The sequence below is a fragment of the Mesorhizobium sp. 113-3-3 genome (assembly GCF_016756495.1).
In the GTDB taxonomy this organism is placed as follows: Bacteria; Pseudomonadota; Alphaproteobacteria; order Rhizobiales; family Rhizobiaceae; genus Mesorhizobium.
The window spans coordinates 886,458-899,567 of the sequence record NZ_AP023243.1 but is presented as its reverse complement, the minus strand read 5'-3'; the positions used below and the strand labels follow the sequence as shown (position 1 = coordinate 899,567).

Genomic DNA, 13,110 nt, shown 5'->3' with positions numbered 1-13,110 from the left:
GGAGGTGACATTTCCTTGTCCGGGCCTCGCGCGGTCCCGCAATGGCCTGGCTCTTTGTTTTGACGCAATTCCCCAGGGAAAGCGCTACGCGCTTTTCCCGGAAAAACCGCTTTCCTGGAGTTGCTCTAAGAGCGGCTTCTGTCCCGGTCGCGCAACTCGCGCATCATGAGCGCCGCTTCAGTGCGGTTTCGCACATTGAGTTTCGACAGCACCCCGGTCATGTGGTGCTTGACCGTCTTCTCCTGCAACTCCAGGCGCAAGGCGACCTCCTTGTTGGAGAGCCCTTCCGCCACCAGCCGCAGGATTTCCGTTTGCCGTTCGGTGAGTTGCCGCAACCGGTCCGTCACGCCGTTGGTGGCTTGCGGGGACTGGAGATCGGAAAGCAGCCGCGCCGACAGCGCCGGCGAAAGATAGCTCTCGCCGGCCGCCACATTGCGCAGGATGTCGGCGAGCGCGCGCGATCCGACACCCTTGAGGATATAGCCCTGCACGCCTGCGTTCAGCGCCGTGGTTACATCGGCATTGGTCTCCGAGACAGTCAGCATGACGATCCTCTGGGCGGGATGGTCGGCAAGGATGCTTGCAACCGCGGACAGGCCGCCGCCCGGCATCGAGATATCGAGCAGCAATATGTCAGGGCGCACCGTTGAGGCGATGCGTTCGGCATCTTGCGCTGTCGCGCCTTCGCCGACGATCTCGAAACCTCCGATCTCCGACAGGCTGCGCGTCACGCCTTCGCGAAACAGCGGATGATCGTCGACAATAGCGATACGGATAGCCCCAATCATGCTTGCTCCTCGACCGAAAGACTGATCACCAATCGTGTGCCTTGCGCTCCCGTCAAGGTCTCGAACTGGCCGCCAATGCTTTCGACCCGCTCCCTGAGACCGGCGAGCCCCAACCCGTCGACCCGCGCCGGGTCGAAACCCGGCCCGCCGTCCGACACTTCGACAAAAAGCCTGCCATTCTTCATCCCGGCCCGCACCGTCTGATCCTTGGCCCGCCCGTGGCGATAGGCATTGTTCAGCCCTTCCTGCACGAAACGATAGATGCTGATCTTCTCGGAAGCGCCGAGTTCAGGCAAATGCCTGGGCAGTGTGAGCGTCACCGACGTTCCCGTCCGGCGCTCATGTTCATCGACGGCCAGCCGCAATATGTCCGTTGCCGCGGCCGTTTCTATCTGCGGCAAGACGAGACCGGTGCAGATACCGCGTATTTCGCGCATCGCATCCTCCAGCGTCTTGCGGATCATCGCGACCTCGGTCGCGCGGTTTTCGCCCCAATTGCCGTCGCCGGAGAATACCGGGCTGTCCATGCGCAGCGCCGCCAGGGCCACGAGTTGCGCCGGTCCGTCATGCAGGTCGGCGCCGATCCGGCGCAGGTATCGTTCGTTGAGGGCGGTGGCCCGGCGGGACGCCCGTTGCACACGCTGCCGCAAGGCGCTGTTTTGCGTCACCAGCCCCTGCAACTCGGACACCTGGCGGCGCAGCGCTCCGCGCTGATCGTCGATGGTGCGGCTCGCGCGCAGCACGATGCTCGACAACAGCAGAAAGGCCGTCAAGGTGGTGCCGGCCACGATCAGCCAGCTCGACAGCAGGGCGGAGGCCAGCGTGGCTTTGAAATCGGTGGCGACCTCGAAGAATTCGGTGACGGCCACCACCTCGCCGGACCAGGGTTCGCGCACGGGGTTGTAGATCTCCAGCAACGGCACGCCGACGGTCCGCTCCTTGACTTCGTCTCCATCGAAAACATCGAATTGCGCGGTGACGTTGCCCTGGAAGGCGGACCGGAGACTGTCTGTCAGATCGAAGCGGCGGCCGATCAAGGTCGCGTCCTTGGCATAGAGCACGGTGCCGTCGGGGCGCCAGAGCCTGAACGAGACCAGGCGCTTGCCGAGCGCGCCCTGGCCGAGCGTCTCGTCGAGCGCCTGCTTGGCGGAATCGCTGAGCTCCTCCCTCTTGCGCAGGTCCGGCAGCAGCGGCGCGATCACGCTGTCGACATAGAGCGCCGTCGTGGCGGCCGAATTGCGGATGACGCCGTCCCGGATCTGCGACGTCACCCAGGCGCCCACCACCAGCATGACGGCCAGAAGGCCAAAGCCTCCGGCAACGAGGAATTGCAGGGCAAGGGAAAGCTCGCTCCAGCGCCGCGTCAAGTTATGCAGAATACGAATCATGAGCCCCTGACCGCCCCTCCATCGATCAGCTAGGCGATATCGGCACATTGAGCCTCAGTCTTGCCGTTGCCAAGACCTTCGTTAGAACGAGGTCGCTTGACGTCTCGAAGCGCTTGCGAAACAAGGTCCGCGGCACATGCGGCGGCAGCCGCTTCGAGGGGGATGGGACGTTGAGTTTTTCGGGACTGCTGCAGCTTGGCTTTTCGACGGTGATCTTCCTTCTGGCGGCAACCGCCGCCAAGCAATGGGGACTGGCGCCGAGCCTGGGCAAGATCCTGTTGACGCTGGCGCTCTATTCGCTGGGCAATCTGATCATGCTGCGGCTGATCCGCGAGTTCGGCATGTCGGTGTCGTTCAGCCTTTCGGCAGTCATCCAGCTGGTCTCGGTCAACGTCGTTGCACTGGTGTTCTTCGGCGAGCGCGTCAACGCGCTGCAGGCCACCGGCATCGTGCTGGCGATCGCCGCCGTGGCGCTGATCACGCTCGGACCCTATCTGCAAGGGCGCTGATCCAGATGAGGACTGCGATACCGTTGTGATGAAAGACACCGCAAACACCCTGTTCAACCGCATCGAATTCCCGGTCCTGCTGGCCGGCCTGGTCATCGCCGGCGGCCTGTGGGGCTTCGAGGAGCTGATGGAGGTGGCGCGGGCAACCGCGCCGCACGCCTTCGACACCGAAATCCTGCTTGCCTTCCGCCAGGCGGGCCAGCCCGGCATTCCCTTAGGCCCGCCATGGCTGGAAGGGGCGGTGCGCGACATCACCAGCCTCGGCAGCGCCAGCGTGCTGGTGCTGATCACGGCGGCGATGATCATCTATCTTCTGTTGATCCGCAGGCCGGGGACCGCGCTTCTCATCTTCGTCGCCGTGGCCGGCGGCCAGGTGCTGTCGAGCCTGCTCAAGGTAGGGGTCGACCGGCCGCGGCCCGAGCTCGTTTCGCATCTGGTCAGCGAGACGTCGCTTTCCTTCCCGAGCGGCCACGCCATGCTTTCGGCGGTGACCTACCTCACGCTCGGTTCTCTCGCCGCGCGCTTCCTGCATGGAAGGGCGACGAAGATCTACGTCTTGTCGCTGGCCGTGCTGACCACGGTGCTGGTCGGCGTCAGCCGCGTCTATCTCGGCGTCCACTGGCCGTCGGATGTGCTGGCCGGCTGGTGCGCCGGCTTCGCCTGGGCGATGCTGTGCTGGCTGGTGGCGCGCGCGTTGCAGCGCCGCAAGGTGGTGGGCGACGATGCCGATGGCGCCTGACTGCACTCCAGCCTTGTGCTCAGATCAATCTGTTGATGAGGTGTCCACCACAGCCTGCCAGGGCCAGAACCATCGACAGCAAGCACGCCGATGTCATCAAGGTCTTGAAAACAGTCAACCGCATTACCCCCTGCCCCAGATGGACGACACCCTAGCTCGCAATCCCCGGAAAGTATCGGAAAATGGACAACCGGGCATGAGGGTTACGCCTCAGACATTCATATTGATGCTTGAAACATCATGACAATGGTATTATACCTTACTACTGCAGACTCAGACATGGGTTCCGACCAATGATCACTGCCGCACAGATGCGTGCCGCAAGGGCCTTGGCCGGCATCGACCAGAAGACGCTCGCTGAGCGCGCAGGCGTTTCGCTTCCAACCATCCAGCGCATGGAAGCGAGCGACGGCGTGGTTCGGGGCGTGGTCGATACGCTGATGAAGGTCATCCAGGCGCTCGACGAGGCCGGGGTGGAGTTGATCGGCGAGAACCAGGCCAGCGAGCGTGGCGGCAGGGGCGTGCGCCTCAAACCCGCCGTGCCGCCAGATCCCAGGGCTGAGCCGGCATAAGTCGCGACGGCGACCGCCGACACTCCTGCCGACGATCCCGCCGCCTTCATGTGCGGAAGGCAGTCCATGGATCAGACACGGCAGGCAGCGCATCAACCGACCCACAAGTCGGTCAACAAATCCACCCATCGGTCGGCCCAAAAGTCGGCAAAGCCGACATTTGCCGAACTGTTCACGCCGAAGCTGGTGACTGTCTGGCGCGAGGGCTACCACCTGCCGCAGTTCAAGGCCGACTTCATGGCCGGGCTGACCGTCGCCATCGTCGCGCTGCCGCTGTCGATGGCGATTGCGATCGCTTCGGGCGTGACGCCGGAGCGCGGCCTGTTCACCGCGATCGTCGGCGGTTTCATCGTCTCGGCGCTCGGCGGCAGCCGCTTCCAGATCGGCGGCCCGGCCGGCGCCTTCATCGTGCTGGTGGCGGCAACGGTGCAGCGCGAAGGTGTCGACGGCCTGCTCCTGGCGACGATTATGGCCGGCGTGTTCCTGCTTGCCATCGGCTATCTCAGGCTTGGCACCTACATCAAATTCATTCCCTACCCAGTGACGGTCGGCTTCACCGCCGGCATTGCCGTCATCATCTTCTCCGGCCAGATCGTCGAGCTGTTCGGGCTGAAGCTTAGCGGTCCGGAGCCCGGGCCGCTGCTGCCGAAACTGATGGCGATCGGGCAGGCGGCCGGCACGGTCAACATCTCGGCGACGCTGGTGGCGGTGCTGACCATTGCCACCATTGTCGCGGTCAAGCGCTGGCGGCCGGGCTGGCCGGGCATGCTGATCGCCGTAGGGCTCGCCTCGCTGGTGGTGGCGCTGCTGGCACTGCCGGCGGAAACCATCGGCACGCGCTATGGCGGCATTCCGCGCAGCCTGCAATGGCCGGCGCTGCCGGCGCTCAGCCTGGGCAAGGCGGTCGCGGTGCTGCCGGACGCCATTGCCTTTGCCTTGCTCGGCGCCATCGAATCCTTGCTGTCTGCCGTCGTCGCCGACGGCATGACTGGACGGCGCCATCGTTCCAATTGCGAACTGGTGGCGCAAGGTTTCGCCAACATCGCTTCGGCGCTGTTCGGCGGCATTTGCACCACCGGCACCATAGCCCGCACCGCCACCAATGTGCGGGCCGGCGCGCATGGGCCGGTCTCAGGCATGCTGCATTCGCTGTTCCTGCTGGTCTTCATGCTGGTGGCGGCCCCGCTGGCCAGCTACATCCCGCTTGCCGCCCTTGCCGGCGTGCTGGCGGTGGTCTGCTGGAACATGTTCGAGAAGCAGGCCTTCGCGACGCTGCTGCGCGCATCGCGCGGCGATGCGCTGGTGCTGATGGCGACCTTCCTGATCGTCGTCTTCCGCGACCTGACCGAAGGCATCGTCGTCGGCTTCGCGCTGGGCTCGATCCTGTTCATCGACCGCATGGCCAAGTCCGTCGCGGTCGAGGCGGACCTGGTGCAGGACGACGTCGCCGACACCGTCAACGCCGCCGGCGCCTACGATGCCAGTGAGGCGAGCGACGCCGACACCATCGTCTACCGCATCTCCGGCGCCTTCTTCTTCGGCGCCGCCTCCACTGTCGGCAGCGTGCTCGACCGCATCGCCGACCAGCGCAAGAACTTTATCCTCGATTGTTCCGCCGTGCCGCTCTTCGATTCGACCGCCGCCAATGTCATCGAAAGCGCGGCCCACAAGGCCAGGCGCGCCGGGATCCGCTTCGTCATAGCGGGTGCGGCGCCGCAGATACGACGCATGCTGATCAACCACGGCGTCAAGCGCCCGCTGGTGACCTATGCCGCCTCGATCAGCGATGCGCGGGCGCAACTGGCGGGGACGCCGGCGCGTCCTGTCACGCACTAGGCTGTGTTGCGGCTCTGATATCAGCCCCCCGCAATTTCCTCAGCGTGCGCCTTCACGAGGTCCGCCATGCTGTCGAAGCGGAAATCCACGGTCGGCACGTCGCCGGGGTTCATCGTGGCGCCGAAGCCCCGATCCGCATGCCGCCGATGGATCCAGCACGATGTCAGGCCGCTGCGGTTGGCCGTAGCGTGATCGTGGAACATGCTTGCCGCGGTGTGCAGGATCTCTCGCTTCTCTATGCCGATTGTACCGAGCTTTTCGAGCATATAGTCGAAATTCCCCAGGGACGGCTTGTAGGAGCCGATATCTTCCGCCGTATAGATCGCGTCGAAATCCACGCCGAGCTTCCTGTTGCTGAACGAGAAGCTTTTGTTGTCGACGTTGGAAAGGATGATCAGCTTGTAGTGCTTTTTGAGGTACTGCAAGGCATCCGCGGAGTCGGCAAAAGCCGGCCAGTCCTTCACGCTTTCGCCATACGCCACACATTCCCCGGGCGTGACGATGACACCCCACTCCTCCGCAAGTCGCTTGTAAACGATCGCCAGAAGGTCGCGGTAGCGTTTCCCCGGCGTCCATTTCTGCTGGCTGGCTTCGTGCCGGGCGTGCGCCTCCAGAATGTCGTTCCGGCTCAAGCCGCGGGGGGCCCGTTCGGTCAGCGGCTTCAGCCCGTCGATCATGCCGGATTCCCAATCGATCAAGGTGCCGTAGCAGTCAAAGGTCAGGGCTTTGAAATCTGTGAGCTTCATGGGTTTGCCTCCTTGATGTCCGTGAGCGAAGCGGCGCCGGCGTGGATCGCCATCAATCATCAGGTCGATTTCGCCTCGGGGATCAGCCGCTCTGCTGCCGGCTGAGCTGAAAGTTCTTCGACGCCGCGCTGCCCGACGAGGTGAACCAGACGCCGAACAATGTCACCGCAAGGCCAACCAACATCGCCTTTGAAAGCGGCTCGCCGAACACCGACCAGCCCCACAGCATCGTCACCGGTGGGCTGAGATAGATGACGCTGCTGACCTGCGAGGCGGTGTAGAGGCGCAGGCTTGCATAGTAGGCGCTGTAGCAGAAGAAAGTCGAAAACAGCACCAGCCAGGCGATGCCGAATCCGAACCGGGCATCGAGCGGCGGCATCAGCCCGCCATTCCATTTTGCGCAGGCGGCGAAAAGGATTGCTGCCGTCAGGCATTGAATGCACAGGCTCTGATGGATGGGCATATGGATCGTCCCCATCCGCTTCTGCATCAGGGTGGCCAGCGCCAGAACCATCATGGAAGCGACCGTCAACAGATATGCCCAGGCCGGGGCCGTCCCGAGGCTCAGGCTGTCCACCGAGACGATGAGAACGCCGGTCACGCCCAGTGCCGTTCCGATCCATTGTCTCCCAGTCAGCCGGTGTCCCAGAACCGGCTGCGACAAGGCCGCGATGGCGAGAGGCACAAGATCTGAAATCAGCGCGACAAGGCCGGTCGGCACGCGCTGGCCGATGGCAAGCGCGAATCCGCCGAGATAGAGGAACATCATCGCCACGCCGAAGACCATCTGCTGGACCAGGGCACGGGCGCTTATGTGCGGTCCGATCAGGAGAGCAAACGGCAGGAGTGTCAATCCGGACATCAGTGTCCGCCAGAACAGCACGAGCATGACATCGGCATTCTCGCTGGCGTAGCGGATGCCGACGAAGCCGGAACTCCAGCTGACGACCAGCGCCGTCGCCATCATTGGCCACACGAGGCGATGGGCTGTGGTGTGCGTCATGTCATCTCTTTGGTCAGCCGCCTGTGACCGCAAGCGGATCACGGCCGATTTTGGCGCGGACTATTGACGGCACGCACACGCCTTTGCACATGACAAATTTCGATATGATCATGAAATTACCCGAAAACCAGCATACCAACTTGCCTAAGAGGCATGAGGGGATCAGAAATTGGCGCATCTGGTTGGTTTCGAGCGAGGATTGTCATGGCCGGAGTGATCAGCCGCCGCCTGGATGTCGACGCCTTGCGCGCACTGGTCGCGATCGAGAAGCATGGCGGTGTGACGCGCGCGGCCGAAGTACTCGGCCTGTCGCAGTCGGCCGTCAGCCATAAGATCAAGCGACTGGAAACGAGCCTCGACTGCGAAATCCTTACCCGGAAGGCCAACGCGCCGATGTTCACCACGGCCGGGCAGGATCTGCTGGGCTATGCCAGGCGCATTCTGGGCATCCATGACGAGGCGGTGCTCAGCCTGTCGAAAAGCACTTTGCAAGGCAAGATCGCGCTGGGAATGACCGAGGATACGACCTGTACGGACCTGTCGCGCATTCTTGGCCGTTTCCGCCGGCTCTACCCAGACGTGAGCGTGCGCACGCAGGTGCGCATGAGCCTCGTCTTGCAGGATCTGGTCAGCCAGGGAGCCCTCGATGCCGCCATCATCCAGGTTTTCCAGCACGAGGTCCGCCCGGCCGACGTCCTGCTGTTTCGCGAGACGCTGCATTGGGTGAAATCGCGCGATCTGGTTCTGGCGACCGGCAAGCCGGTCCCGTTTCTGTCCTTCGACGAAAATTGCTTTTACCGGCGCTGGGGCATCGATGTCGGGCAGGATGAGGATACGGTGTTGGAAACCGTGTTCGAATGCTCCAGCGCGGCAGGAATCATTGCCGGCGTGACCGCCGGGCTCGGCGTCGCCCTCTTGAGCCAGCGCCACCTGCAGCCCGACATGGAGATCGTCGACGGCAAATTCCCCAAACCTCCGGACTTGGCCTATGTCATCCGGCGCGCACGCGCGCCCAGGAACCCCGCGCTCGAGACGTTGGTCAGGGAGATCGAGGTCGAGGTAAGGCGTTACGGGACGCTGCAAATCGCGGTCTGAGCGCGTCGCGCTGCGACTGTGGCGGGTCTTTTATTCCCGAAGCGATCTCGGACCGCTGACGAACGGGCTGCCCCTGACATAGAACCGCAGCATCCGGTCGGCGTCCTTGGTGATGCCGATCCTGATGCTCTGCCCGATCTTGCCTGGTTCAAGGTCATCCCTTGCGAGCCACAAAGGCCCTCTCCGGCAGAGATCGAGCCCATCGAGCGAACGATCGATGCGCAGCGCCGTAGCCAGCCGTCCCGGCCCGCGCGCCAGGTCGCGCAAGCGCTCGACGCCGCGATTGCGCCGCATGATTTCGATGCCTTCAAGCGGCTCCAGCGCCCGGATCAGCACCCCGGTTCCAACGCCTTCCGCCTCGCTCGAGACGTTGAGCATCATGGAGGTACCATAGGCGAGATAGACATAGGCGTGGCCGCGCTCGAGGAACAGCGAACGGTTGCGCGGGGTCATCCCCCTGAAACCATGCCCGGCGGCGTCGCCGACGACATAGGCCTCGGTCTCGACGATGCGGCCGCTGACCATGCCCTCGGGCAACGCCCGCACCACCAGCTTGCCGATCAGGAAGCGGGCGAGGGCGACTGTATCGTCGGGCAGCTCCGAGCGACTGAGCGGCATATGATCGTTGCTGTGGCTCACGGTATCCGTTCGACCCATTGCGCCCGCGACGGTCCGGGGTCGAACGGCTCGCTGAAATACTGCGTCTCGCGGGCCACCTTGCCGCCGACGAACTCCATGATGCTGACGGTGAAGGAGGGCCGCCCGTCATAGGTCAGGACATATTCGGTGACCCACAGATTCTCGGCGCCGGTGATCCGCCGCACCGCAAAACGCTTGCGGTTCGGCTGCGCGGCGCGGGACGACTGGATGTTGCGCCGCCCGCGGATGCGCTCGCCCGACTGCGGATAGTCGAGCACCGCATCGTCCCGGTAGATCTCATGCTCGGCCTCGAAGTCGCCGGCATCGGAAGCCGCCCAGTGGCGATCCAGAGCCGCAGGGATTTCCCCATCGTCCATGTCAAACCTCCTTGGCTATCGCCGTGGATGGATCGTCGTAGCACGGTCCATCCACGGCTGTTAGCGAGGAGTGCGGATCGGCCCCAGGAGCGCTCTCAATCGAGCTTCAGCGCCGCGACCTCGCCTTCGTTCATCAGCGGCACGTAAAGGATCGACTTGCCGTCGGTGCCGATGTCGGCGCTGCCCGGCTTGAAATGCGTTATCGCTTCCGGCGCGCCGCCGGTTTTGTAGCGATAGAGCGTGCCGGTCATGTAGGCGGTGGCGTAGATGGTGTCGCCGATGACGATGACGCCGTCGAGATCGGCGAATGTCTGAGCGCCGGGCAGCGGCGAAATCGCCTTGCTAGCGAGATCGACGGCCAGTAGCCCGCCTGGCTCCGCCGTGCTGAAGTCGGGCTTGATGCCCTTGCCCCAGGAGCCGACGATCAGCCTGTCGCCATCGGCGAAGACGCCGTTGGGCGAGGCAAGCAGTGCGTCCTTGACGAACAGCTCCGGCCGGTCGCCGTCGATGCGGTAGATCGTGTCGGCCAGCATGTCGCTGACATAGACCTTGCCGGTGTGGTCCGAGGTCATGTCGTTGAGGAAGACGGCATTCGGCACCGCGATGCTGGCGATCAGCCTGCCGCTGGCCAGATCGACGACGCGGACCTTGGTGATGTCGGCCACATAGAGCTTGCCGCCCGATATCGCCATGCCCTTGGGCGCGTCCATGCCGTCGGTCCAGTGCTGGGTCACGGTCTTGCCGTCCAGCGACAGCACCGAGAGATAACCGTTGCCGTCGGCGGCGCCGGGATCGCCTACGATGTTGGAGACGATGATGCGATTGTTGGCGGCGTCGAACAGCGCCGATTCCGGCTGTTCGAGGCCCGTGGCGCGCCAGAGCTCGCCGGCCTGGGCGGCGGGCGCGGCCGCCATGCTGATGGTAGCGGCGAAGGCTGAGAGGATGAGGTGGTTCATGGCTGTTCTCCTGTGATGACAGGCGAGAGCTAGGATTTTCGATACTTTTCCGGAAGTCTGATTGCCGCTAGTATCAAATATCGATACGAAATTGCCGGCAAGAGGGTGCATGCCATGAACGGTCTGATCTTCGAGGCGCTGAAGCGGACGCTGAAGGCCAAGGGCGTCACCTATCGCGAGCTTGCCGAACGCATGGGCGTTTCCGAGCCGACGGTGAAGCGCATCTTTCACGAGAAGAACTGCAAGCTCGACCGGCTGGTGGAGATCTGCGCGGCCGCCGGCGTCGAACTGGAAAACGTGCTGGGCTCGATGAACCGCGGGCCGGGGCCGGCCAACCACATCGCGCCCGAGATCGAGCGCCGGCTCGCCGGCCGGCCGGCGCTGCTGTTCATCTTCGTCATGCTGTCGGAAAAATTCACGCCGGAAGGCATCATGCGCTCGCAAGGGCTGAGCGAGGCCTCGATGTTCCTCTATCTGCGCGACCTCGAGGAACTCGGCCTGATCGCGCTCGGCCGGGGTCTTTCGGCAAGATTGCTGGTCGAGACGCCGATCCAGTGGAATTTCGAAGGGCCGCTACGGCCGCTGTTCGAGATGACCAACAAGAATTTCATCGGCTGGGCCATCACCCATATCGACAAGGAGGCGACCTTCGTCAGCTTCTCCAGGCGGATGCGGCCGCAGACGGCGGAGATGGTGCGGCGCGAGGCCGAGGAACTGGCCGAGCGCGCCAAGCTGCTCGCCCATCACGACCAGCACACGACGCCCGAGGACGGGCTCACCGGCTACAAATTCACGTTTGCCTTCGGCGCGACGCCGTTCCCCGCGATCATGCCGATCGGCCCGCACCCGCGCGATGCCGGGGCGCCGATGAAGGATCAGCCGCCCCAGGCGAAAAAGCTACGACCATTGCCGGCTTAGCAATTGGTCAATAGTTCGCGCCGCCGCCGCAATCGCATTCCGCCTCGCTTGCCCTGTCGTTCCAGCCGCTACCGACATAGGAATAGCTCCTTCCGGATCGAAAGTGATGTCCGCCGCGCTCGACATGTTCCCACAGCGTGATGGTGCAGCCGCGTCCGACCTTGAACGACGACACCTTGTCGTTCCAGGAGGGTTCGTAGATGAAGCGATGAATGCCGTCCGAGATGCCGAATTCGGGCGGGTTCACCATCTTCATGTCATCGCGATGCCCCAGCGTCCAATGAGAGCCGCCGTAGTCGCGATCCGAGTAGATCGTGCATGTCCGGTTCGCGGCATTGGCCGCGCTCACCATGAGGCCGACCGTAATACCCGCAATGAGGATTCGCAATTTCGCCTGTTTCATATCCCTCTCCTGCTTGGCGATTTAGGAAGATGCGAGAATTGCCGCACGAAAAAGCCGCCATCGGTAACAAGCCCAGGTCGATCGGCAATTCAGATCAGTATATGACGTTGCAGTGTAAGTGATGCTGTCGAACGATCCGTCCATGCGACTGGACGGTGACAAGATTACAGCAGCTCTGCTTAAGCAACAAACGGGAATTTCATCTTCCGGCCGCCTGGCGCCTGGAATCGGCTGATGGGCGGGTTTCGAGGCAGGCGGCCGCTACTCGGCGGCCTTCGTCTCGGCGGCCTTGTCGTCCCAGACCATCTGCCGGTAGTCGAAACCATATTCCAGCGTCGGCTTGACGATGCGGAAGAACGGCGACAGGTCGAAGTCGCGCGGCGTGTAGAGCGAGTGGTGGCGGATGTGCAGGATTTCCTTGCGCATATAGCTCGACTGCGCCGAAGCGCGGCCCGGCGCATGGGTGATCTCGGGCAGGATCGGGTAGTGGATCTGGCCATAGGCCTCGGCGATGAGCGAGGAGCAGATGGCGCGCGTCGGGTCGCCGGAGCCGAAGGCCAGCATGCGGCGGCGCCAGCGCACCGGCACCGGCGGTGTCGGCAGGAAATAGCGCAGCATGTCGAAAATGTTCTTGAGGTCGTACTTCAGGCCAAGCTTGCCGATCATGAAGGCGACGACATGATCGCGGTCCTCCGGGGTCAGCCCGCTCGCCCGGCAGATGCGGGTGTTGTAGGTGCGATAGCGCGACAGGGGCACCGCCACGCAGCCTTCGCCGAGCGTCACCTCGACCAGCCGCCGCCGCTCGGTTCCGTCCTCCGGTTCGGCCAGCGCGTCGCCGACATAGAAGGCCGCATGCGACCAGGTCGACTGGGTGAGGTACTTGATCGCCGCCGAAATCTTCTGGTTGCCCTCGACCAGCAGGATGTCGCCGGGCTCCAGCGTGCGGCGCAGCGTCTCGGCGTCCGACGGCGTGTAGGGCTCATAGCCGGAGGATTCTTCCTGCAGCCGGCCGGCGAGCCAGCGGCCAAGTCGGTCCAGAAGCGTGTCGCCGGGCTCGGTCATGGTGGAGTGTGACTAAAGCAATTCCACGAAAAGTGTGAGCGGTTTTTCCGTCCGGAATTGCGTTGAGATAAAGCACGGG

The 13,110-nt window shown here is 63.6% G+C and carries 15 protein-coding genes; 6 read left to right on the top strand and 9 right to left on the bottom strand.

Annotated features, from left to right (window positions below; genetic code table 11):
* Positions 1 to 125: 125 nt before the first annotated feature.
* Complete coding sequence (locus JG746_RS04210; RefSeq protein WP_202357027.1) at positions 126 to 788, bottom strand: response regulator; 663 nt, start codon at positions 786 to 788, stop codon at positions 126 to 128.
* Positions 785 to 2,176, bottom strand: coding sequence for a sensor histidine kinase (locus JG746_RS04205; protein ID WP_202357026.1), 1,392 nt, complete (start codon positions 2,174 to 2,176; stop codon positions 785 to 787). Before JG746_RS04205 ends, JG746_RS04210 begins: the two co-directional genes overlap by 4 nt.
* A gap of 170 nt (positions 2,177 to 2,346) precedes the next feature.
* On the opposite strand from JG746_RS04205, the gene JG746_RS04200 reads away from it, so the two are divergent.
* From JG746_RS04200 to JG746_RS04185, 4 genes are all read left to right on the top strand, one after another.
* Positions 2,347 to 2,685: a hypothetical protein gene (locus tag JG746_RS04200; protein WP_019862242.1), complete on the top strand. Its 339-nt coding sequence runs from the start codon at positions 2,347 to 2,349 to the stop codon at positions 2,683 to 2,685.
* 28 nt (positions 2,686 to 2,713) lie between these two features.
* Entirely contained in the window at positions 2,714 to 3,424 is a 711-nt protein-coding gene (locus tag JG746_RS04195) for a phosphatase PAP2 family protein (protein WP_202357025.1), read from the top strand.
* Positions 3,425 to 3,717: 293 nt separating this feature from the next.
* Positions 3,718 to 3,996 carry a helix-turn-helix domain-containing protein gene (locus JG746_RS04190; protein ID WP_010912541.1) on the top strand — a complete coding sequence of 93 codons (279 nt, stop codon included), beginning with the start codon at positions 3,718 to 3,720 and terminating at the stop codon, positions 3,994 to 3,996.
* Positions 3,997 to 4,062: 66 nt separating this feature from the next.
* Positions 4,063 to 5,832, top strand: coding sequence for a SulP family inorganic anion transporter (locus JG746_RS04185; RefSeq protein WP_202357024.1), 1,770 nt, complete (start codon positions 4,063 to 4,065; stop codon positions 5,830 to 5,832).
* 20 nt (positions 5,833 to 5,852) lie between these two features.
* Here the strand turns inward: JG746_RS04185 and JG746_RS04180 are convergent, their stop codons facing one another.
* Both JG746_RS04180 and JG746_RS04175 read right to left on the bottom strand, forming a co-directional pair.
* On the bottom strand, positions 5,853 to 6,578 hold the full coding sequence (locus JG746_RS04180; protein WP_202357023.1) for a haloacid dehalogenase type II: 726 nt from the start codon (positions 6,576 to 6,578) through the stop codon (positions 5,853 to 5,855).
* Between the two features lie 82 nt (positions 6,579 to 6,660).
* On the bottom strand, positions 6,661 to 7,581 hold the full coding sequence (locus JG746_RS04175) for a DMT family transporter (protein ID WP_202357022.1): 921 nt from the start codon (positions 7,579 to 7,581) through the stop codon (positions 6,661 to 6,663).
* A gap of 204 nt (positions 7,582 to 7,785) precedes the next feature.
* Here JG746_RS04175 and JG746_RS04170 point away from each other — a divergent pair, with 204 nt between their 5' ends.
* Positions 7,786 to 8,676: a LysR family transcriptional regulator gene (locus JG746_RS04170; protein ID WP_202357021.1), complete on the top strand. Its 891-nt coding sequence runs from the start codon at positions 7,786 to 7,788 to the stop codon at positions 8,674 to 8,676.
* A gap of 30 nt (positions 8,677 to 8,706) precedes the next feature.
* Here the strand turns inward: JG746_RS04170 and JG746_RS04165 are convergent, their stop codons facing one another.
* The 3 genes from JG746_RS04165 to JG746_RS04155 all read right to left on the bottom strand — a co-directional run bounded on the left by JG746_RS04165 (position 8,707) and on the right by JG746_RS04155 (position 10,648).
* Positions 8,707 to 9,333 carry a DNA-3-methyladenine glycosylase gene (locus JG746_RS04165; protein ID WP_202357020.1) on the bottom strand — a complete coding sequence of 209 codons (627 nt, stop codon included), beginning with the start codon at positions 9,331 to 9,333 and terminating at the stop codon, positions 8,707 to 8,709.
* Positions 9,312 to 9,692: a nuclear transport factor 2 family protein gene (locus JG746_RS04160; RefSeq protein ID WP_202357019.1), complete on the bottom strand. Its 381-nt coding sequence runs from the start codon at positions 9,690 to 9,692 to the stop codon at positions 9,312 to 9,314. The genes JG746_RS04165 and JG746_RS04160 overlap by 22 nt, the downstream gene beginning before the upstream one ends.
* A gap of 95 nt (positions 9,693 to 9,787) precedes the next feature.
* Positions 9,788 to 10,648, bottom strand: coding sequence for an SMP-30/gluconolactonase/LRE family protein (locus JG746_RS04155; protein ID WP_202357018.1), 861 nt, complete (start codon positions 10,646 to 10,648; stop codon positions 9,788 to 9,790).
* 114 nt (positions 10,649 to 10,762) lie between these two features.
* On the opposite strand from JG746_RS04155, the gene JG746_RS04150 reads away from it, so the two are divergent.
* Positions 10,763 to 11,566, top strand: a complete 804-nt coding sequence (locus tag JG746_RS04150) for a helix-turn-helix domain-containing protein (protein WP_202357017.1) — start codon at positions 10,763 to 10,765, stop codon at positions 11,564 to 11,566.
* A 7-nt stretch (positions 11,567 to 11,573) separates the two neighbouring features.
* Here the strand turns inward: JG746_RS04150 and JG746_RS04145 are convergent, their stop codons facing one another.
* Both JG746_RS04145 and JG746_RS04140 read right to left on the bottom strand, forming a co-directional pair.
* Complete coding sequence (locus tag JG746_RS04145) at positions 11,574 to 11,969, bottom strand: peptidase inhibitor family I36 protein (RefSeq protein WP_244730664.1); 396 nt, start codon at positions 11,967 to 11,969, stop codon at positions 11,574 to 11,576.
* Positions 11,970 to 12,230: 261 nt separating this feature from the next.
* Positions 12,231 to 13,031 (bottom strand): lipo-like protein, encoded by an 801-nt coding sequence (locus JG746_RS04140; RefSeq protein WP_202357016.1) that lies wholly within the window; start codon positions 13,029 to 13,031, stop codon positions 12,231 to 12,233.
* Positions 13,032 to 13,110 lie beyond the last annotated feature (79 nt).

Excerpts from the sequence above, each read along its gene's own strand:
- JG746_RS04210 (WP_202357027.1), bottom strand. The coding sequence starts at position 788 with ATGATTGGGGCTATCCGTATCGCTATTGTCGACGATCATCCGCTGTTT.
- JG746_RS04205 (WP_202357026.1), bottom strand. The coding sequence starts at position 2,176 with ATGATTCGTATTCTGCATAACTTGACGCGGCGCTGGAGCGAGCTTTCC.
- JG746_RS04195 (WP_202357025.1), top strand. The coding sequence starts at position 2,714 with ATGAAAGACACCGCAAACACCCTGTTCAACCGCATCGAATTCCCGGTC.
- JG746_RS04190 (WP_010912541.1), top strand. The coding sequence starts at position 3,718 with ATGATCACTGCCGCACAGATGCGTGCCGCAAGGGCCTTGGCCGGCATC.
- JG746_RS04185 (WP_202357024.1), top strand. The coding sequence starts at position 4,063 with ATGGATCAGACACGGCAGGCAGCGCATCAACCGACCCACAAGTCGGTC.
- JG746_RS04180 (WP_202357023.1), bottom strand. The coding sequence starts at position 6,578 with ATGAAGCTCACAGATTTCAAAGCCCTGACCTTTGACTGCTACGGCACC.
- JG746_RS04175 (WP_202357022.1), bottom strand. The coding sequence starts at position 7,581 with ATGACGCACACCACAGCCCATCGCCTCGTGTGGCCAATGATGGCGACG.
- JG746_RS04170 (WP_202357021.1), top strand. The coding sequence starts at position 7,786 with ATGGCCGGAGTGATCAGCCGCCGCCTGGATGTCGACGCCTTGCGCGCA.
- JG746_RS04165 (WP_202357020.1), bottom strand. The coding sequence starts at position 9,333 with ATGGGTCGAACGGATACCGTGAGCCACAGCAACGATCATATGCCGCTC.
- JG746_RS04160 (WP_202357019.1), bottom strand. The coding sequence starts at position 9,692 with ATGGACGATGGGGAAATCCCTGCGGCTCTGGATCGCCACTGGGCGGCT.
- JG746_RS04155 (WP_202357018.1), bottom strand. The coding sequence starts at position 10,648 with ATGAACCACCTCATCCTCTCAGCCTTCGCCGCTACCATCAGCATGGCG.
- JG746_RS04150 (WP_202357017.1), top strand. The coding sequence starts at position 10,763 with ATGAACGGTCTGATCTTCGAGGCGCTGAAGCGGACGCTGAAGGCCAAG.
- JG746_RS04145 (WP_244730664.1), bottom strand. The coding sequence starts at position 11,969 with ATGAAACAGGCGAAATTGCGAATCCTCATTGCGGGTATTACGGTCGGC.
- JG746_RS04140 (WP_202357016.1), bottom strand. The coding sequence starts at position 13,031 with ATGACCGAGCCCGGCGACACGCTTCTGGACCGACTTGGCCGCTGGCTC.